The 19,684-nt window shown below is 64.4% G+C and carries 15 protein-coding genes; 9 read left to right on the top strand and 6 right to left on the bottom strand.

The features are described 5' to 3' along the window. Positions 1-155: 155 nt before the first annotated feature. Both ACIRRA_RS38730 and ACIRRA_RS38725 read right to left on the bottom strand, forming a co-directional pair. Entirely contained in the window at positions 156-1,157 is a 1,002-nt protein-coding gene (locus ACIRRA_RS38730; protein WP_402779034.1) for a helix-turn-helix transcriptional regulator, read from the bottom strand. After that, positions 1,067-1,621 (bottom strand): DNA glycosylase AlkZ-like family protein, encoded by a 555-nt coding sequence (locus ACIRRA_RS38725; protein ID WP_402779031.1) that lies wholly within the window; start codon positions 1,619-1,621, stop codon positions 1,067-1,069. Before ACIRRA_RS38725 ends, ACIRRA_RS38730 begins: the two co-directional genes overlap by 91 nt. Before the next feature lie 25 nt (positions 1,622-1,646). Between ACIRRA_RS38725 and ACIRRA_RS38720 the strand changes: the two genes are divergently transcribed. The 5 genes from ACIRRA_RS38720 to ACIRRA_RS38700 all read left to right on the top strand — a co-directional run bounded on the left by ACIRRA_RS38720 (position 1,647) and on the right by ACIRRA_RS38700 (position 6,643). Continuing rightward, complete coding sequence (locus tag ACIRRA_RS38720) at positions 1,647-2,693, top strand: alpha/beta fold hydrolase (protein WP_402779028.1); 1,047 nt, start codon at positions 1,647-1,649, stop codon at positions 2,691-2,693. A 100-nt stretch (positions 2,694-2,793) separates the two neighbouring features. Further along, complete coding sequence (locus tag ACIRRA_RS38715) at positions 2,794-3,345, top strand: cysteine dioxygenase (protein ID WP_402779025.1); 552 nt, start codon at positions 2,794-2,796, stop codon at positions 3,343-3,345. A 69-nt stretch (positions 3,346-3,414) separates the two neighbouring features. Then, complete coding sequence (locus ACIRRA_RS38710; RefSeq protein WP_402779022.1) at positions 3,415-4,557, top strand: NAD(P)/FAD-dependent oxidoreductase; 1,143 nt, start codon at positions 3,415-3,417, stop codon at positions 4,555-4,557. An 80-nt stretch (positions 4,558-4,637) separates the two neighbouring features. After that, positions 4,638-5,294 carry a peroxiredoxin gene (locus ACIRRA_RS38705; protein ID WP_402779019.1) on the top strand — a complete coding sequence of 219 codons (657 nt, stop codon included), beginning with the start codon at positions 4,638-4,640 and terminating at the stop codon, positions 5,292-5,294. 560 nt (positions 5,295-5,854) lie between these two features. Continuing rightward, the gene (locus ACIRRA_RS38700) at positions 5,855-6,643 is read left to right on the top strand and encodes a TipAS antibiotic-recognition domain-containing protein (protein ID WP_402779016.1); all 789 of its coding nucleotides are present in this window, start codon (positions 5,855-5,857) and stop codon (positions 6,641-6,643) included. 294 nt (positions 6,644-6,937) lie between these two features. Here the strand turns inward: ACIRRA_RS38700 and ACIRRA_RS38695 are convergent, their stop codons facing one another. Beyond that, positions 6,938-7,819 carry an alpha/beta fold hydrolase gene (locus ACIRRA_RS38695; protein ID WP_402779013.1) on the bottom strand — a complete coding sequence of 294 codons (882 nt, stop codon included), beginning with the start codon at positions 7,817-7,819 and terminating at the stop codon, positions 6,938-6,940. Positions 7,820-7,949: 130 nt separating this feature from the next. Between ACIRRA_RS38695 and ACIRRA_RS38690 the strand changes: the two genes are divergently transcribed. Together ACIRRA_RS38690 and pks13 are read left to right on the top strand one after the other, a co-directional pair. Beyond that, a complete protein-coding gene (locus tag ACIRRA_RS38690; RefSeq protein WP_402779052.1) occupies positions 7,950-8,573 on the top strand; it encodes a TetR/AcrR family transcriptional regulator in 624 nt (207 codons plus the stop codon). Between the two features lie 590 nt (positions 8,574-9,163). Then, on the top strand, positions 9,164-14,335 hold the full coding sequence (pks13, locus tag ACIRRA_RS38685) for a polyketide synthase Pks13 (protein ID WP_402779011.1): 5,172 nt from the start codon (positions 9,164-9,166) through the stop codon (positions 14,333-14,335). A 508-nt stretch (positions 14,336-14,843) separates the two neighbouring features. Here the strand turns inward: pks13 and ACIRRA_RS38680 are convergent. The 3 genes from ACIRRA_RS38680 to ACIRRA_RS38670 form a co-directional block, all read right to left on the bottom strand. Then, on the bottom strand, positions 14,844-15,752 hold the full coding sequence (locus tag ACIRRA_RS38680) for a TY-Chap domain-containing protein (protein WP_402779008.1): 909 nt from the start codon (positions 15,750-15,752) through the stop codon (positions 14,844-14,846). 305 nt (positions 15,753-16,057) lie between these two features. After that, entirely contained in the window at positions 16,058-16,477 is a 420-nt protein-coding gene (locus tag ACIRRA_RS38675) for a nuclear transport factor 2 family protein (RefSeq protein ID WP_402779005.1), read from the bottom strand. A gap of 267 nt (positions 16,478-16,744) precedes the next feature. Continuing rightward, a complete protein-coding gene (locus ACIRRA_RS38670; protein ID WP_402779002.1) occupies positions 16,745-17,311 on the bottom strand; it encodes a TetR/AcrR family transcriptional regulator in 567 nt (188 codons plus the stop codon). Positions 17,312-17,494: 183 nt separating this feature from the next. Here ACIRRA_RS38670 and ACIRRA_RS38665 point away from each other — a divergent pair, with 183 nt between their 5' ends. Both ACIRRA_RS38665 and ACIRRA_RS38660 read left to right on the top strand, forming a co-directional pair. Then, entirely contained in the window at positions 17,495-18,898 is a 1,404-nt protein-coding gene (locus ACIRRA_RS38665) for an MFS transporter (protein WP_402778999.1), read from the top strand. A 66-nt stretch (positions 18,899-18,964) separates the two neighbouring features. Further along, on the top strand, positions 18,965-19,582 hold the full coding sequence (locus ACIRRA_RS38660; RefSeq protein ID WP_402778996.1) for a dihydrofolate reductase family protein: 618 nt from the start codon (positions 18,965-18,967) through the stop codon (positions 19,580-19,582). Positions 19,583-19,684 lie beyond the last annotated feature (102 nt).

Below are 19,684 nucleotides of genomic sequence, written 5' to 3'. Positions count from 1 at the left end.
GTTCGGGCGCGCGAAACCAGACCTTCTCCGAAAGCGAATCCTGTTGAGTGACTGAGCAGCTCGGCCAACCGCATCACGAAATTTGTGCCAGATCCCGAATTGGCATGCCGTTGACAGCGCGGGCTTTCTGACGGCGGATCGGGTCTGTCGGGCGCTCAATCAGTGGTCGTGGGGGTGTTCGTGAGGGAATTGGCGGCGATGGCTGACAGGTAGCGGTTGGCCAGTGCACGTAGGAGCTCGACCAACTCCGAGGGACCATCGACGGTGAAGTCGATCCCGTGCATGCCCAGCTGTCCGATGTTGATCGCCAGCGCTTCGGGGGTGTCCGCCCCGGTATGGAGCAGACAGGTCGTGTCGTCGATCGTTTCGACGGTGCCCGCGGCTGGCGGGATACGGGCGCTGAGGGATTCGGCGGATGCGTACACAATCACCGATGCCCGGAATCGCCAGGCCGCAGCGGATACTCCGCGAGTCACCCGATCGGTCACGTCTGCGGGTAGTTCACGGGCAGGGAATCGCGGCCCGGTCGGGGTTTTCGGTGTGATGCGGTCCACGCGGAAGGTGCGCCAGTCGCGCCGATCGGTGTCGAACGCGACCAGATACCAGCGTCGCCCCCAGTTGACCAGCCGGTAGGGCTCGACCACCCGCCTGCTGTCGTCACCGTTGTGGTTTCGGTAGTCGAATCGGAGCCGCTCATGATCACGGCAAGCGGCCGCGATCACGGTCAATGTCTCGGCGTCCACACGTGGGCCCGTGCCGTCGCCCGGAACGACGACGGTATATGCCTGCAACGCATTGACCCTGCGCCGCAACCGATTCGGCAGCACCCGTTCGAGCTTGGTGAGGGCCCGCAGTGCAGTCTCCTCGATTCCGGCGATGCCGCCCCCGGCAGCGGTACGCAGGCCGATGGTGACCGCGACGGCTTCCTCGTCGTCGAGCAGCAGCGGCGGCAGGCTTGCGCCCGCGCCCAGCCGGTAGCCGCCGGCCGTTCCTCTGGTCGCGTGCACCGGATAACCGAGGTGCCGCAGCCGCTCGATGTCGTTGCGCACCGTCCGCGTGCTAACGCCTAGTCGTTCGGCCAGGTCAGCGCCGTTCCAGTCGCCCGGGATCTGTAACAGAGACAGCAGCCGTAACAGTCGCGCCGAGGTCTCCAACACTTCTTCAGCCGCTCGTCGGTGATCACCCGGGTGCGGTCCGCGTACGAGAGCAGCAGGTTGTCGAAGTCGTAGAGAAACCTGGGCGGCGCCGGCGTGTCCGGGTCTCCCGCAACAACGTTCCCACCGTCGAGGGCGCATAGATGCCGATCTCTACTTGCTCGGGAGCACCGACCATCTGACCTACGACGACAAGACAGTGTGGCCCAAGGGGTACATACCCCCGCCGAGCGACTCCATGCCAATGATCCAGCGCAGCGGTCAACAGTGCTGGTTCTGCGGGGGCTTGAGGACCTGTCAGGAGCCGTGGTCACTCCTCGTGGTCGGATCAGCAGTGGTTGCGTCCGCGATAGATGGGTGGTGTGCCGCTGCGGAAATGAGGCCGAGTGGCGAGGAGGATGATCGCGAGGACGGCCAGGAGCACGAGTACCACGTCGGTACCGATCGGGATCTGCTGTCCCCGCCATCCATCTACGGACTAGGCTTCGATGTGTGTTGGAGGTGCGGTACGCGCACTGCGGCGACGTGAGCATCGCCTACCAGGTTCTGGGCCAGCGAGGTCCGGACCTCGTGTTTGTACCGGGGTTTGTTTCGCACCTCGACATCGCCTGGGAAGAACCGCATTTTGCCCGTTTTCTGCGTGGCCTTGCTGGTTTTAGCAGGTTGATCTGGTTCGACAAACGCGGGACGGGGTTGTCGGATCCCGTCATCGCCGCGCCGACCGTAGGAGACGAGGTCGCTGACATCAAGGCGGTCATGGACGCCGTCGGTTCGGAGCGGGCGCACCTGTGTGGCGTCGCCGTTGGCGCCGCCATGTGCACGCTTTTCGCATTGCGCTATCCGGATCGCGTTCGGTCGCTGGTGCTCTGGGATGCGCACGCGCGGCTGCTCGCCAGCGACGACTATCCAGCCGGGTGGAGCGAAGAGTTCTTCCGATTTGTCCTCGATGGCGTCGCCAACAGCTGGGCAACGGGCTTCGGGATTGAGGTGATGAACCCGACGCTCGCGGGGGATGAGCGTTATCGCTCATGGTTCGTGCGTCACGCTCGCGCCGCAGCGAGCCCGGCCCAGGTCAAGGAACTGTTCCGCCTCTGTGCCGATACCGACTTGCGTCCGCTTCTCGGCGACGTGCACGCGCGGACCTTACTGCTGCATCACACCGACGATCCGTGGATGTCCGTTGAGCATTCACGGTACCTCGCAACGCGAATCACAGGGTCGAAGCTGGTCGAGCTACCGGGGGTTGACCATTGGCCGTGGATCGGTGATATGGACGCAGCCCTGATCGAAATCGAGGAGTTCGTCACCGGGGTACGCCGCAGCTCTCGCGATCGACCGGCCTGGGGGCCGGACGCCCTGACCCGCCGCGAACGTGAAGTACTCGGCCACGCGGCTCTTGGGCTGAGCGCCCGCGACATCGCGACGCGCCTGTTCATTGGAGAACGCACGGCCGAAACACACATCGCCAACGCCTATGCCAAGCTCGGAATCGCATCTCGCGCTGAGTTGATCCGGCGTGCAAGCGAATTCGGGGTCTAGAAGCGGGGGTAGTTTTCGCAAAATCCGTACTGGTACGGATGCCGGGCGGGGGTTCTGATTCGTAGTGTTGTCACCGGATCATCCTGGTTCGGAGGTTGTCATGAACATCGAGGAACTATCCAGCCGTGTCCAGCAGGCCGGGCAAGAATTCGGATTCGGAGCCGAGCAGGCCCGGGTCATCCTGGCCGAAGCGCTTGCCGACGACGGCAACTGGCTCGACCCGCGTTACCTGCATTGCGACCCCACGCTGAACTTCATCGTGCACCCTGTTTACCGAGACCAGCGAGTGTCACTCGCGATCACCGCTTTTAGGCCGGGCGCACCGAGTCCCGCGCACAACCACAACACTTGGGGTGTCGTCGGCGTGTACCAGGGCCGCGAACGCGAAATCAGGTATTGCCGGACAGACACAGGTCTCGAGGTCGACCGCGTTCTGGTGAATCCTCGAGGCTCGATCAGTATGGTGCCCGATGATGCAATCCACTCGGTCGAGGCGCTCGACGACTGCGAAGCGGTTTCAATCCATATCTACGGCGCCGACATCGTGACCGTGGAACGGAGCATGTTCGACCTCGTGACCGGCGCCGAGTCACCCTTCCGGCCCGACGTCGTCCCCGCTGTCGCGGAGGATCGGGCGATCGTCGACTTGTGAGACGGAGGTGTGTGAAGTCCGAGCATCTGCGACATGTCCCATGCAAAGTCGAATGGAAGGAGTCCAGCCATGTCTGGTGTGTTGATCCTGGGGGCGGGCTTCGGCGGCCTCGAGGTTGCTTCACGCTTATCGGAATCGTTTGGCACGGAGGTTCCGGTCACCCTGATCGACAGCAACGACTCCTTCACTTTTGGCTTCTCCAAACTGGATGTGCTCCTGGGCAGGCACAGCGCCGGCGAGGTCCGTCTGCCTTATCGTGGCCTCCGACTGAGAGGTGTCGACTTCCGTCAGGAAGTAATTACCGACATCGACCCACATCGGCGTCGTGTTCAGACCACGGATGGTTCGTATGTGGCCGACTTCCTGGTCATTGCGCTCGGCGCCGGATATGCCCCGGAAGCAACCCCGGGGTTCACCGAAGCAGGCTTCGAATTCTACACAATTGCCGGTGCCGAGCGCTTACACGACGCCCTGCCGAATTTCGCTGGCGGAAACGTCGTAATCAGCGTTCTCGGCGAGCCATACAAATGCCCACCGGCGCCGTTCGAGGGGGCATTTCTGCTTGAGGATTACTTCACGGTCCGCAATATGAGGGATGAAGTGACAATCACGGTCACCGGTTATATGGGCGCCCCAGTGCCGGTGGCGAAGGAAGTTTCCGAGCCGCTGCTCGCACACCTGACTGCTCGTGGGATCACTTTCGTACCCAAGCGAACAGTGAGCCGTTTGGACACCGCCAGCAGCTTTGCCGAGTTCGCTGAAGGCGGCGGAATCGCCTACGACCTCTTCATCGGCATCCCGGTTCACTGTGCGCCGCCTGTTGTCGTCGCCTCCGGGCTTGCCCCAGACGGGTGGATTCCAGTGGAGAAAACCAACCTCGCAACAAAATTCGACGGTGTGTACGCCATCGGGGACGTGGCCGCGGCATTCACCGCAAAGGCAGGGGTATTTGCCGAGCGAGGCGGTACGGTTGTCGCCGCCGATATCACCGCCCGACTCCGAGGATCAGCACCGCCGCCGCCTTACGACGGAGCCGGAGAATGCTTCATAGAGTTTGGTCGCGGCGAGGTCGGCAAGGTGCATGCCAACTTCCTCAGTGGCCCAAAACCGACGGGGGTCCTTCTCGGCCCATCGGTCGAACTGGCACAAGAAAAGGCCAACTTCGCGCAGAGTCGCCGGAAACGATGGTTCGCCGGACTCCCGGCATCGTGATACCACACACCTCCATTCGGTCATGCGAGGAAACTGCTACGACTGCGTCGTCACTGTATAAATCTGTGAGAGGATCAGTCATGCCACTGCGATTGGGCAATACCGCCCCTGACTTCCAGGCGGACACCACCGAAGGACGCATCCGCTTCCACGACTGGCTCAACGGATCGTGGGCCGTGCTATTTTCCCACCCGAAGGACTACACGCCAGTCTGCACAACAGAGCTCGGATACCTCGCGAAGATCAAACCGGAATTCGATCGGCGTGGAGTAAAGATCATCGGCCTCTCCGTCGACCCTGTCGACAAACACGCAAGCTGGGCAGAAGACATCCGGGAAACACAAGGCACCGCCCCGAACTACCCGATCATCGGCGATGCCGACTACGTCGTGTCGAAACTCTACGAGATGCTGCCGGCATCGGTTTCCGGAGACCCGGCGACACGCACACCTGCCGACAACCAGACCGTACGCAACGTATTCGTCATCGGTCCCGACCGCAAGATCAAGCTCATCCTTGCCTACCCGATGACGACGGGCCGCAACTTCGATGAAGTGCTGCGCGTGATCGACTCGCTGCAACTGACCGCCACCCACCAGGTCGCCACGCCCGTCAACTGGCGCCAGGGTGAGGACGTTCTCATCGCCGGCTCGGTTTCCAACGACGAAGCCAAAGCCATTTTCGGCCACTGGAAGGAACCCAAGCCCTACATCCGCATCGTCCCCCAGCCCGTGTGACCTGCGGGGCACGGTGGTCCGTGGAGGAGTTCCGGGGGGCCTGTTTGCCGCGCGGTGCAAATCAACCGGGTGTTGCACATCATGGCTATCGTCCAACTCCGCAACCACACTGCCGGCCGGCTCTATTACGACGGCCGCAAAGCGGGCGGGAAGACCTCGATGGAAGCGCTGCGCGCCCTCAAACGACGGCTGTCGAACGTCGTCTACGTCCGGATGCTCGCTGATCAGCGGCGGCATGAATGGGCAGGCCCGGGAGGGCAATCGGGAACGACCACTGACTCCAGCGCGACCGGCTCCAACCCGCACACCGACCCTTCGGACAAACCACATCCCGGACCCACCCACAAGGCTAGCCCTGCACCCACACCGACGTCTTGACATAGAGGGGTGCCAATAGCGGACGTTCTGCACCGCACCAGGTTCCGGGCGCCGGCGGCCCCGCGCTGGCCGGTTCGGTCAGCGCGGGTCGCGGCAATAGCGGATATTCGCAGGGACTTGTCGTCGGAGACTGTTACAGCCGGTCTCGGGTTGACATTGACGCAACATCAATCGGCAGGCTGATGGGTGTGAACGCACAGGAGTGGTCGATCCAGGATTTGGCGAAGGCCGCCGGAACCACGAGTCGCACACTGCGCCACTACGGCCAGTTGGGGTTGCTGGTCCCGAATCGGACCGGAGCCAACGGGATGCGGTACTACGACTCGGGGGCGCTGGTCCGGTTGCAGCGGATTCTGCTGCTGAGGGAACTCGGGCTCGGGCTTGCGGCGATTGCGGAGGCGCTGGCCGCCGACGGTTTGGACATGGCGACGACGGTCGATGCGCTGCGGGTTCATTTGGACCTGTTGCGGCAGGAGCGCGATCGCATCGATCGGCAGATCTCCTCGGTCGCCACGACTGTGCTCAAACTCGAGAAAGGACAACCACTCATGCCCGCCGAATCCTTTGATGGCTTCGACCACACCAAGTACAAGGACGAGGTCATCCAGCGCTGGGGCAAGGACGCCTACGAGTCCAGCGACCGCTGGTGGCGGTCGAAGACCGATGCGCAGAAGCAGGACTTCCAAAAGGCCGCTCTCGACATCGCCGCCGATTATGGGCGTGCTCACGCTGCGGGCCTGGCCGTCGATAGCCCCGAGGTCCAGGCCATCGTCGCCCGCCACGCGGAATGGGTGCGTGAAGGGTGGCAAGGCCGTTCCTGGGGCGGCAAGCCGTTCGAAGAGGCATTCGCCTATCTCGGCGAGATGTACGTTTCCGATGACCGGTTCCGAGCCGGTTACGACATCCACGGGGTCGGCACAACGGAATTCGCCCGTGACGCCATGGCTGTCTATGGACGAGCGCACAGCTAGCCTTCAGTTCAGCAAGTATCTCGGCGGTCCGCGATGGACATTGCGGACCGCCGTAACATCCTCAACTCGGCATTACCGTGCGTTCGACCGGCCTCGGATCGGCACGGCCAGTTGATCTTCGCCCGCCCCGCGCTGGCCGGTTCGGTCAGCGCGGTATGCGCCTACAGGATGTCCCGAACTACAGCAGGTCTCATGCTTGTCGCTGGCAGAGGCTTCCTTCGCCTCGAGCGGTGGCATGCGCGCCCTGCTTGCCTCGGCTATCGCCAACGTGTGAGGCGCCCAGGCTGGGCGGGTTCATGCCCGGACAGGATCATGGCTGTCGATGAAGTTCAAGAAGCGCGGAATCACCTGGTCCGGATTGGCCCACAGCAGATCGTGTCCGATGCCCGGATAGGTTTCGACCTCAACCGACGGGATGTGCTCGTGGGCACGAGCGGCCCCATGCACCGGATCGTTGACGACGGTCTCGGCGCCGAAGAGCATCAGGCTCGGCGTGGTGATGGCGCCCAGCTGTTCGTCGGTGAACGGCCGATCCCACGGCACTCCCGACCGGAACTTCAAGGTCGCCATGACTACTGCCATTTCTTCGTCGGTGAGCTCGAGTCCTGGCATCAGCCACTTGTTGAACTTTCGCATGCGTTCGGGGGTCGGCCGCATGCCTGCCTTGAGGAATTTGAGCAGCAGCCCCCAGCTAGGCTTGGCGAAGGTGGCTCCGCTCGGTTCGAACATGGTGAGGCTGGCCAGGCGTTCGGAGTGGTACACCGCGACTACGCCGGCCAGCCAGGCGCCGTAGGAATTCCCGGCGAGGTGGACTCGCTCCTCACCGAGACCGTCGAGCACCGCGACCATCCACGTCGCTATGTCCTGCGCATCGCGCAGCGGCGCGGTCTGCTCACATCGCCCGGCCCATCCGATGATGTCCGGCGTGTACACCACACGGTCGCGCGACAGATCGTGGATGAACCGGTGCCACACCATGCCGTTGCCCCCGATGCCCGGCAGCAGCATGATCGGTGCGCCCTCGGCGGCTCCGGATTTGCGTACTCGTGTTGTTCCGAATGGTGTTTCGACATCGATGTCGACCGAGGGCACCGGCCAGTGCGCTGCCACGGTGTCGTAGCCGTGCAAGAAAGCTGCCTTTGCTTCGTCGCTGGTGAATCGCCCGATCTTCGGCACGAGCCTCCCCTTCGTCCTCTTTACGGTATGTCCGTATCACTTAATGCGGTACGACCGTACCATGGATGTGATATGTGCGTACCATCTAGACTCGAAGGTTCTGCGACATGGAAGAAAGGCGGCAGGTCTCGTGCCACGATTGGTCGACCATGAGGTTCGGCGACGCCAGATCATTGATGCCGTAAGGCGAGTCATCGTCGCCGGCGGCTTGGAAGGTGTGACCTTTCAATCGGTCGCCGCCGAGGCCGGGATCTCGGTTCGGCTCGTGCAGTACTACTTCGGCACCAAGAAGGAATTCCTCCTGGCGACCCACCGATCGGTCATGGAGGACGCAGGCGCTCGGTTCATGCAACGGTGGACCGCGCTCGGCTCGGACGCCGCGCCCCGCGAAGCCATCCGTGCGGTATTGACCGAACTACTGCCGCTCGACGATCAACGCCGAGAGGAAACTCTCGTGCTCGGCGCCTTCGGCTGGGCGGCCATCGTCGGCCAGGGCATCACCGCGGAGGAAACCTTCGCCGCACCAAGGGCTTTGGTCATGATCGTTGCGGATCAACTCCGGCGAGCGCAGCCCGACGGCTCGGGCCCGAGCAACCCGGAGCTGGATGCCGAGCTCGTCGCGATGGCGATCGGTGGACTCGCCCAAGGCATGCTCCAGGGGTACGGCACTGCCGAGTCCGCAGTCAGACTCGTGGACCATCTCCTCGATCGCATACTCGGGACGAGTTCGGGAAGCAACCAACTCCAGCGATAACAGAGCATCTGCGGCCACATCGGCGGGACGGCCGCTCATCGGCATGAAGGTGCGTTCGGCCGGCCTCGAATGGCCACGGCCAGTTGATCTTCCGCCGACCCACGCTGGCCGGTTGGGTCAGCGCGGTATGCGGCAGAATAGTGCGCTCGCTGGGTTATGGGCACGGTTTGCCCTTGACTGTTCGACCTGTTGGTGGATGGCAGGCTGAGCGGCCCACTGGGCCAGGTCTTGACTGGCCGCCAGTCCAGGCTCACCGCTATCGACCGACTGGCGCAACTCGACGTCCGAGTGGAGTGGCCCCCGGCCTCGTCCTGAATATTGAACTGCCACAAGCATTTCCCAGCGCTATCCAACCGAATCGTGTTGGGCGGGATTCTTAGCGGCAGAGCGATGCCCGGGGTGGGCGCGGGCCGGTACGGTGGGCCGAGTACATCTCACTCCTGGGGGATCGGTGATCGATGGTGTTGTCGATGTTGATGTTTGTGTCGGTGTCGACGCGGTGATGGGGGCAGTCCCGCTGTACGGTCTGTTCAACGTCGAGATTCGTTTCCCTGGGGCGCCCGTATACAGACAGGTAACTAGAGGAATTGATGGCTGACAACGACAGCATCCAGACCACCGAGCTCAGTGACGGCACGACCGCCGACGCGGCGGTTCCCGGCGATGTGCAGATATCGGGCGCAGCTCAGACAGCTGAGACGGCAACGAAGTCGGGCACGGAGCTGTCGGTGCCCGAGTTGCGTGAATGGTTGCGCCGCTGGGTCGCCGACGCGACGGGCCAGCCGATCGAGCAGATCACGGTGGACCGGCCCATGGAGGAATTCGGGCTGGCCTCGCGCGATGCTCTCGCCCTCGGTGGCGACATCGAGGAACTCACCGGTGTGATGCTGAGCGCGACAACCTATTACCAGCATCCGACGATCGCATCCCTGTCGGAACGGATCATCAACGGGGAAACCGATGTTCCGGAGGAATCGGCAGACGAGTCGTTCTATACGACCGGCAACCAACCAACAGAAGCGCACGATATCGCGCTCGTGGGTATGTCGACCCGATTGCCAGGGGCCGGGGATACACCGGCGTCTACGTGGGAATTCCTGATCAACGGCGGCGATGCGATTCGGGAGCTGCCCGAGGGGCGTTGGGCCGAGTTCGCGGCCGATCCGCGGATCGCGGAGGCCATCAACAGCGGCAATACCCTGGGAGGTTATCTGGACCAGGACGTCATCAAGGGCTTCGACGCGGAGTTCTTCGCCATGTCCCCCCTCGAGGTCGAACGGGTGGACCCACAGCAGCGACTCATGATGGAGCTGACGTGGGAAGCCTTGGAGCACGCGCGGATTCCGGCAAGCCAGCTCAAGGGTGAGTCGGTCGGCGTCTACATCGGCACCACCACCAACGACTTCCAGATGGTCGCCGCGCTCGGCGTCGGGAAGTCGGACCCGGATGCGCCCAAATCTGCTGACGCGTACGCCCTGACCGGCAGCTCATCTGCGATCATCGCGAACCGTATCTCCTACTTCTACGACTTCCGCGGCCCCTCGCTCGCGGTGGACACCGCGTGCTCCTCGACATTGGTCGCTGTGCACGAGGCCGTGCGTGCGCTGCGCGACGGCGCGGCCGATCTTGCCCTGGCCGGCGGCGTGAACATGATCCTCGCCCCGGCCGCGACGCTCGGCTTCGACTCGATCGGAATGTTCGCCAAAAACGGCAGAATCAAGGCATTTTCATCCGATGCCGATGGCATCGCACGCTCGGAGGGCGCAGGCCTGGTCGTGCTCAAGCGATTGGCCGATGCCGAGCGCGACGGCGATCGCATCCTCGCGGTGATCAAGGGGTCAGCGGTCAACTCCGATGGCCGTTCCAACGGTCTGGTGGCACCGAATCCGGACGCACAGGCCGACGTGCTGCGCCGCGCCTACCGCGACGCTGGAATCGTGCCTTCCACAGTCGATTACATCGAGGCGCACGGCACCGGCACCCTGCTCGGCGACCCGATCGAGGCGGACGCGCTTGGCCGGGTGGTTGGCCGCGGGCGCGCCGCGGACAAGCCCGCGCTACTCGGATCGGCGAAGACCAACTTCGGGCACATGGAGTCGGCCGCAGGCGCTGCCAGCCTGGCCAAGGTGGTGATGGCGTTGCAGAACAACGTCATTCCGCCGAATATCAACTTCGCGGGCCCCAACCCCTACATCCCATTCGATCAGGCGCACCTGAAGGTCGTCGACACCCACACCGAATTTCCCCGCTACAGCGGCACCGCTACCGTCGGCATCTCCGGCATGGGCTTCGGCGGCACCAACGCCCACGTCGTCATCCAAGAATATGTCCCCACGCCCGCCGTGCCGGGTCACAGTGCGGCCGAAGGCCCCAGCGACGAGACCGCGGATGCGGTCACCAACGCCGAGGCCACTGTCACGGAAAGCGAAGTGCCCGTGACGGAGTGGACCGGGGCACGCACCGAGCCGCTACCGATGATCCTGGCCGTCTCGGCGTATCTACCCTCGCGCCGCCGCCGTGCCGCCACCGATCTCGCGGATTGGCTGGCATCGGAAGCAGGGCAGCGCACCCCGCTCGACGATGTGGCGCGGTCGCTGGCCAAACGCAACCACGGTCGTTCTCGTGGCGTCGTGCTGGCCACGACGCACGAGGAGGCGATCATCGGCCTGCGCGCGATCGCCGCAGGCAAGCCCGGCCAAGGTGTGTTCACCGCCGATGCCCCGGCGGTGCGCGGCCCGATGTGGGTATTCGGGGGCTTCGGCTCCCATCACCGCACGATGGGCAAGCAGCTCTACCTGGAGAATTCGATCTTCGCCCGGACCGTCGACGAGGTCGATGAACTGGTCCAAGACGAGGCCGGGTACTCGGTCAAGGAGATGATCCTCGACGACGACCAGGACTGGGATGTGGGCACCTCACAGGTCGGAGTGTTCACCATTCAGATCGGCCTGGCCGCACTGCTGCGGGCGCACGGCGCGGAACCCGAAGCGGTGGTGGGACATTCGCAGGGTGAGGCCGCCGCGTCCTATGTCTGCGGTGGCATGAACCTCGCCGACGCCGTCCGGGTCATCTGCGCGCGCTCACGCCTCATGGCCGAGGGCGAGCAGATGATCACCGACGAAGAGGTCCGCCATATGGCGCTGGTCGAATACAGCGCCGCCGACATCGAAAGGGTGCTGGTCGATCACCCGGACCTCGAAGTCGCGGTCTACGCGGCACCGACGAACACCGTGATCGGGGGCCCGCCCGATCAGGTGCAGGCCGTTGTTGCGCGTGCGGAGGCCGACGGCAAATTCGCACGGGTGCTGCAGACTCGTGGCGCGGGACACACCTCCCAGGTGGATCCGCTGCTGGGCGAATTGGCCGCCGAGCTGGCAGGTATCGAACCGAGTCGGCTTGCCGCCGATCTGTACTCGACAGTGCGTAAAGGTGCGGTGCACCGGGCCGGGTCGGCTCCGGTGCACGACGTCGACTACTGGGTCGCGAACATGCGCCAGCCGGTGTGTTTCACCGACGCGATCCGGGCCGCAGTCGACAGCAGCATCACCACCTACCTGGAGATCACGCCGCATCCCGTAGCGCTGATGCAGGTTCTGGGCACCACCCACGCGGCCGGCGTGCACAACGCAGCGCTGATTCCGACGCTCCAGCGTCGGGAGGACGACTCCGCGAACGTCGTCTCCGCGCTGGCTCAGCTCTACGTTCAAGGGCACCCGGTAAACCTGTCGTCACTGCTGCCCGACGGTGACTACGCGGACATTCCGCGAACAGCGTTCCTGCGCAAGCCGTACTGGCCCAAGGTCAGCATCGCCGCCGGTTCCGGCAGCGCCTGGATGCCGGGTTCACATGTGGCTTGGCCGGACGGGCGCCACGGGTGGGAAGTGCAAGCCGACGCCGTGCAGGACCTCGCAACGCTAGCGCACGCCGCCGCGCGCCAGGTGCTTCCGGATGTCTGTCTCGACGCCAGCATCGCGCACGCCGCACTCCCTGCAGCAGGCGTGTTGACCACCATCTTGACCCCGTTTCCCGGTGGGGCAGCGGTGAAGGTGTACGCCCAAGACAATGGTGCGTTCCGGCTTCTGTTCGACGCGGTAGTGGCGTCCAGTGCGCCATCGGAAACCACCGTGGCACAACCTGTTCCGGCCGCGCACCCTGTCGTCACCGAGGCAACCGTGTCCGACGTCGTGATCGTCGAGGACTTCGGCGAGCGCTGGAATCCCACCAGCACCCAGACCGTCGAGCAGCGATTGTCCACAATCGTCGCCGAGTCCATGGGCTACGCCGTCGAGGATCTGCCCATGGAGATCCCGCTCATGGAACTGGGTCTGGACTCGCTGATGGCCATGCGCATCAAGAACCGGGTCGAGTACGAATTCGACATCCCGCAGCTGCAGATCCAGGCCGTACGCGACGCCAGCCTGCACGAGGTCGCCAAAGTGCTCCGTTACGCCATCGAGCACCGCGACGAGGTGCGCGAGCTCGCGGCACAGCAAGCGGCCGAAGGTGGTTCGCTCACACTCGACGACAACCTCGTGGCCACGGCACGGGCGGCCATGGTGGCCGGCCAAGATCCGGCGGCGGCGAATGCGCAGACCGTCGAGAAGGCAGAAACTACAACCCAACCCGAACCTGCTGCGGTTGAATCCCCTGCCGCCGCGGATGATTCGATGAACGGTCAGGACAATGTGCCGCCGCGAGATGCCGCCGAGCGGCTCACCTTCGGTACATGGGCGATGGTGACCGGCAAATCGGCAGGAGGCATCTTCAATACCCTGCCGAACCTCGACGATGCCACCGTGCAGAAACTGGCGGAACGATTGTCCGAGCGTGTCGATGCCCGCATCGACGCAGACGAAGTGCTCAACTGCCGAACCATCGAGCAACTCGCAGAGATCGTGCGTCGATATCAGAACGACACTCGCGCCGTCGATGGCTTCGTACGCACCCTTCGCTCGCGAGCGGAGAGTTCCGACGCTGTGCCGGTTCTCGTGTTCCATCCGGCGGGCGGTGACACACTGATGTACGAGCCGCTGCTCAAGCGTCTGCCCGTGAACACACCGGTATACGGTTTCGAACGGGTCGATGGCTCGATCGAAGACCGCGCCCGCCAATACATTCCGGAGATCCGCAAGATTCAGCCGGAAGGGCCGTACGTACTGTGCGGCTGGTCGCTGGGAGCGGTGCTCGCCCTACAGGTCGGGCAGCAGCTGCGCGCGGAAGGCGCGGACGTTCGCTTGATCGGCCTGATCGATCTGGCGATCCCGGTCGAACCGGAGGACGACAGCCCCGCGGAACGAGTGGCCCGCATCGAGCGGTACCAGGCGTTCGCGAAGAAGACCTTCAACATCGCGGGCGAGCTCGATCGTGAGCAGCTCGAAGAACTGGCAGCAGCCAGCGACGAGGAGCAGTTACAAATCGTCCTCGAACTGGTCAAGTTCTCCGGCACAAAGATTCCCGGCGGTGTCCTCGAACACCAGCGGACCTCGTGGATCGAGCAACGCGAACTGGCGAAGATGCAGCCGTCGACCTACGACGGTGACGTCGTTCTCTACCTCGCGGACCGGTACCACGACGGCGCCATCGAACTGGAACCGCGCTACGCCAACCGACGACCCAATGGCGGCTGGGACGACTACATCCCCAACTTGGAAGTCATCCGCATCCCTGGCGATCACCTCCAGATCGTCGACGAACCACGCATCGCCACAATCGCTGCCGACCTCACCGAGAAACTGGCACTCCTCGCAAACCAAGTGAAGTAGGCGCGGCTGCAGAGGAACTCACCAAACTCCGAGGAAGGATCGAACCTTGCGCAGGTCCGGCGGGTGTGAAGTGGGAAGGGGTCAGCCCTTGCTTGCTTCGCCCGCCGGCTCGTAACCCTGCCCACGGCACTGCCATCAGCAGCGTCACATTCCTGCTCGCAGCCAGAGCAGCCATCGGCATCCCGAAATTCCGTGTGGCCCGGGCGCTAGTGACCCGCCCCTAGATCAGACGCAACCGGCCGAGACCACCCTCAACTCGGCAGTGCAGGACGTCCGGCCGACCTCGAACACCCACGAACGGTCAATCTTCCGCGCGCCGCGAGCCGCGCCAGCCGTTCCGGTCAGCGCGCGGCGCAGCATTTCCGTGCATAGGTGGTCGTCAGCGTGCTGGGTTCGTGTCGTCGGCTGAGGGCTTGGGTTGTCACAGGCGTCGGAGGGTGCGGCACCTTGGGGCAGGAGAGACCCCTGGGCTGAACTCGATCCGAAACCCGGCATATTCCAGTACCGGCTACGGCGTGCGTCGGAACCGGGCACGACGCAATAGCTTTTGCGCGGTACTGAGGAGCTTGGGCTGCTTCTTTCGTGGCATGCGAGCGAGTTGGATCGATTTGTAGGGCCGGGGAACGCGGGGCAGGCCCAGTACCTCGACCGGGAACACTTGGGAGAGTCCGTCTCGCCAGGCTTGGACTTGCAGATCGGTGGGGGCGCGGACAGACAGGGCGGTCGACAGGGCATGGATGACAGCGTCGGCCAGGTTGGCGTAGTCATCGGGGGACGAAGGCGGGTTGAGGTCCTTTGCCCAATTCACCGTGCCGTTGTCCGGTGGTTCCGACCAGCCGCGGGCGCGCATGAGGGCTTCCTGCCCCGCAGACATTCGGTATGGCGGGTCCAGGTAGCGGTTAGATGTCGCCTCGCAGTACATTTCGCCGGGCGAGGTGGCAATCTGGGTGTATCTGTTTCCGCTGGCCTGGAGAATCAGGTAGGCGTGATCGGGCATATCAGCCAACACCCGGACCAGACGTCCCGCAAAGTCCTGCCAGTCGGCCGGTGGGGTAGCAGGCATGGGTGGGAGCATCGGCCGGTGTTCCTCGACGCGGTCAGGCACTTCTAGATCTTCCTCGTCCGGGACCTCCCAGTCGAACGAAACCTGTGCATCGGGAACGAGTTCGGCGACGGAGTGCTGGATGTGCGCTTCGAACCAGGGGCCCCACTCCCACCAGCCGTTCGTGATGAGGGGCTGATCTGTTTCCCCACGGACCACATACATTCCGTCGTCGGCCATCTCGCACCATGCGGGCACCTCATACAAAATGCCTTCGTCACGCGACACAGCATCGACTACCGCCTGCACCGCCCGTGCAACTGCCTCGTCACCGTGGAATCTGATCGAGAACCGGAGGTTGATGCATACCGACACGCCCCGAAGGCTAGATCAGGCCTCCGACAACCTTCCTGACGACCGCCCAGCCCAGTACTGTTCGGAGCAAGATCAACCGGCAGAAACCCGCACTCCTGCATAGAAATTGGTGGAATTGGGCCCCACTGGCGCGTGTAATGCGGATAACTGCCAGCCATCCGATACTCGGCAATAGCGGATGCTCTGCACCGCACCAGGTTCCGGCGCCGGCGCTTCGCGCTGGCCTGATCGGTCAGCGCGGTATGCGGCAGAATAGTGTGTTCGTCGGATGACCACTTTGTGCCGGTTGCCGACGACACCGGGTTTCAGGATGACTGGAAGGCGCGGCGGATCACCGCGGGATGTCGAACGAGTTTGGGGCCCAGGATGACCGCCAACAGCGTCAGCCCCAGCCAGGGGCGTACGTGCGGGTTCAAGCGTCGTATGCGGCCGTCGCTGTTGTGCTCGATGACCATTGCGTCCCCGATTCGCACACCGAGAACGCGGGCTTGGGCCACGGCGACCGAAGTGCCGCTGCCATGGACGAGGTGACGCCAATCCAGATCGGACAGGCTGGGCAGTAGCGCCGTGAACAGCACTCGCAGGTTGTCGTGACCGCGAAATACCGCGCGACCGGCCAGCGGTGAGACCAGTTCGGCATCCGGTGCGAGGGTTTCGAGGACTGCCTCGACGTCGCCTGCCGTTGTTGCGGCGCAAAATTCAGCTATCACGTCTCTGGCGTTCATGGCATCCACCCCTCACCAATTCGGTTGCTGCACAGCGTAGTCGGCAGCGCAGCCTCACCGTCCAGCCGACTGCTCGGTATCTCCGCTTCGGCGAATACTCCGTCCACGAGCTCGCCGACGCACCCGACGCCTACGACTCGCGCTTGGACGTCACCCCGATCCGCGGTGACGGCCCGCCTCGGATGCCCGATCTGGTCAGGCGCGTATGGGCGAGCACCTCATGGAGCCCTGGCGCCATGCCCGAGGGGTGATCGTGGAAACCGGGGATCAGAGCAATCGGTCGACGAGTCTGTCGAGGTAGTCCGGGGTGAGCGGGCCCATGCCGAATAGAACGCGGATATACATCGGGGCCAGGATGTGATCCAGCACGTCGGTTGCGTCGACTGCCTGCTCACCACGGTCGCGGGCGCGGTCGAGCATGGACTGTATTTGCCGCGTGCGGTCGGCGCGAAGACTGTCGGCAGCCTGCGGGCTCTGTCCGCCGTTTCTGGCCAGGGCGAAGGCCAGATGCAGCACCACCGGGCCATCGGGTCCGGTGATCTCGCGCGCCACTTGGGCCGCGTAAGCGCGTAGGTCGCCGTCCAGGCTCCCGGTGTCGGGCATCGGTGACACTGCGTTGAGGCGGGTGAGCGTCACCTCGGTGAGCAGGGTTTCCAGGTTGCCCCACCGGCGGTAGATGCTGCTATCGGCTACGCCCGCGCGGGCCGCGATCTCACCGACGGTGAAGTTGCCGTAGCCGCGTTCGCTGATCAGGTCGGTGACGGCCTGGTGGACCGCCGCGCCGATGCGGGCGGCGCGCCCACCGGGCCGCTTGACTGGCTGTCGCTCGTTCACGCTCTTCACCTTAACGCAGTCATGGGTTGCGTTTATTCGCCCATGCTCCTACAGTCCTCTAACGCAGTCACTGACTGCGTTAGCTCGACCAGTTGCACGCCCTCCCGCGTCAACCTGGCCGGGCGCACCTAACGATTGAGAGGAATCTCTTTGGCTCCATCGCCTAGTCGATCAAGCCGGGCCGTGCTGCTCGCGGTGACCTGCCTCGGCCAATTCATGGTTCTGCTCGACAACACGATCGTCGGAGCGGCGCTGCCCGATATGCAGCACCGGCTGCACACTCAGCTGACCGGTCTGCAATGGATCGTCGACGCGTACGTACTGCTGGTCGCCATGCTGCTGCTGTCCGGCGGCATCTTCGCCGACCGGTTCGGCCGCAAGCGGGTGTATCTGACCGGCGCGGTGGTGTTCACCGCGGCGTCGTTGCTGTGCAGCCTCGCGCCCTCGCTCGGCTGGCTGATCGTCGGCCGAGTGCTGCAGGGCATCGGAGCCGCGGCGCTTAGCCCTGCCTCGCTGGCCCTGCTCACCGCCGCCTATCCCGTGCCACAAGAACGCATCAAGGCGATCGGTCTGTGGGCCGGATTCAGTGGAATCGGGCTGGCCGCGGGCCCGGTGGCCGGCGGCGTGCTGACGGATGCCTTCGGCTGGCCCGCCATCTTCCTGGTGAATCTGCCCATCGGAGTGGTCCTGCAGCTGGTCGGTATGCGCAGCCTGGAAGAGACCCGCAATCCGAGCGCTCCTGCGATCGATGTCCCGGGGACGCTGCTGTCCGTTCTGGGGGTTGGGGCGCTGACCTATGGGCTGATCGAGGGTGGTGCCCGCGGCTGGACGTCGCCGGTGATCCTGGGCAGCTTCACCACCGCGGCGATCCTCCTCTCCGTCTTCGTCGCCGTCGAAGCGCGTCGTTCCGCGCCGATGCTGCCGCTGGGGTTGTTCCGGCAGCGCCTGTTCACCGTGTCCAACACCGCCATGGTCGTGGTGGGGTTCGCGCTGATGGGTTCGTCGTTCTTCTTCTCCCAGTTCTTCGTCTACGTCCAGGGCAGCTCGATCCTGCGCGCGGGCCTGCAGACCCTGCCGCTATCCCTCGCCATGGTGATCGTCAGCCCGTACGCGGGTCGGCTCGCCGCCCGGTACGGCTTCCGAATCGTGGTCACCGCGGGCCTGGCCCTGGCCGGTCTGGGATTGCTGGCACTCGGCATGGTGCACGCCGACACCGGCTACGAGAACGTGTGGTGGCGGCTCGGAGTCGTCGGCATCGGTTTCGCCCTGACCATGTCCCCACTGACAGGAGCTGCCATCCAAGCGGTCAGCCCGCAGGAAGGCGGCCTCGCATCGGGCATCAGCAGCACCACCCGGCAGATCGGCGCGGTGCTCGGCGTGGCCGCACTCGGAGCCATCGTCCGCACCCGGCAATCCGGCGGCGCCTCCTTCGAAACCGGCCTCAACAGCGCCTTCCTCGCGGCCGGCGCCATCACCTTGGCCACCGCCGTATTCACCGGCCTGTGGCTGGCGAAGTCCAAGCCCGCCGAAAACCCCGCGGCGCCACAACAGTCCACCGGCCAGCAGCTCACCACAGCCACGAAGTGACATCACGGTGGTCCCCGGCCGAGGCGGGGACCACCGTCCACACCAACCGATCAACAAAGGATTGCTTTGCGCAAGCTCGTTTACTTCATCGCCTCCACCCTCGACGGTTTCATCGCCGGACCCGACGGCTCCGACCCCACCGGCCCCGGCGGCTTCTGGACCCCGTCCGAGGACTACCTGCGGCACATCATCGAGGAGTATCCCGAGACCCTGCCGGGGCCGGCCCAGGCCGCACTCGGTGTCACCGCCGAAGGCACCCGCTTCGACACCGTCGTCGAAGGCCGCAAGAGCTACGAGGTCGGCCTCGCAGCCAATGTGACCGACGCCTACCCCCACCTCGAGCACCTGGTCTTCTCCCGGACACTGACCGAAAGCCCGGACCCCGCCATACAACTCGTCGCCGATGACCCGGTAGCGGCGGTACGGAAGCTGAAGCGCAACGGCGGCAAGGACATCTGGCTCGTCGGCGGCGGTGAACTGGCCGGCGCACTCTACGGCGAGATCGACCGCGTGATCGTGAAACTCAGCCCGCTCACCATCGGCATCGGCATACCCCTGTTCGGACGGACTGCGTCCTTCGTGCCCAACGCCTGGGCGCTCAGCGACCACACTGTCCTCGACAGCGGAGCGGCCTTCCTCACCTACGACCGGGAACCCGGTATTCCCCAGTCCTCCAGCAGCTAGACGCAGGAGATCGGATCGCCCCCTTTCGCACCACAGGCGCAGTCGGCGGCAGCGGGATCAGGTGGTCGATAGCTCAGCTCGAGGTGAAATCCGACCACGTTG

The organism is Nocardia sp. NPDC101769, assembly GCF_044766925.1.
Classification (GTDB): Bacteria; Actinomycetota; Actinomycetes; order Mycobacteriales; family Mycobacteriaceae; genus Nocardia.
Note: the sequence above shows the minus strand (reverse complement) of the source record. Positions and strands in the feature narration are given on the sequence as shown.

Coding starts and splice junctions, on each gene's coding strand:
- ACIRRA_RS38675 (WP_402779005.1), bottom strand. CDS start 16,477: ATGAACGCCAGAGACGTGATAGCTGAATTTTGCGCCGCAACAACGGCA.
- ACIRRA_RS38700 (WP_402779016.1), top strand. CDS start 5,855: ATGGGTGTGAACGCACAGGAGTGGTCGATCCAGGATTTGGCGAAGGCC.
- pks13 (WP_402779011.1), top strand. CDS start 9,164: ATGGCTGACAACGACAGCATCCAGACCACCGAGCTCAGTGACGGCACG.
- ACIRRA_RS38710 (WP_402779022.1), top strand. CDS start 3,415: ATGTCTGGTGTGTTGATCCTGGGGGCGGGCTTCGGCGGCCTCGAGGTT.
- ACIRRA_RS38725 (WP_402779031.1), bottom strand. CDS start 1,621: ATGGCGGGGACAGCAGATCCCGATCGGTACCGACGTGGTACTCGTGCT.
- ACIRRA_RS38705 (WP_402779019.1), top strand. CDS start 4,638: ATGCCACTGCGATTGGGCAATACCGCCCCTGACTTCCAGGCGGACACC.
- ACIRRA_RS38715 (WP_402779025.1), top strand. CDS start 2,794: ATGAACATCGAGGAACTATCCAGCCGTGTCCAGCAGGCCGGGCAAGAA.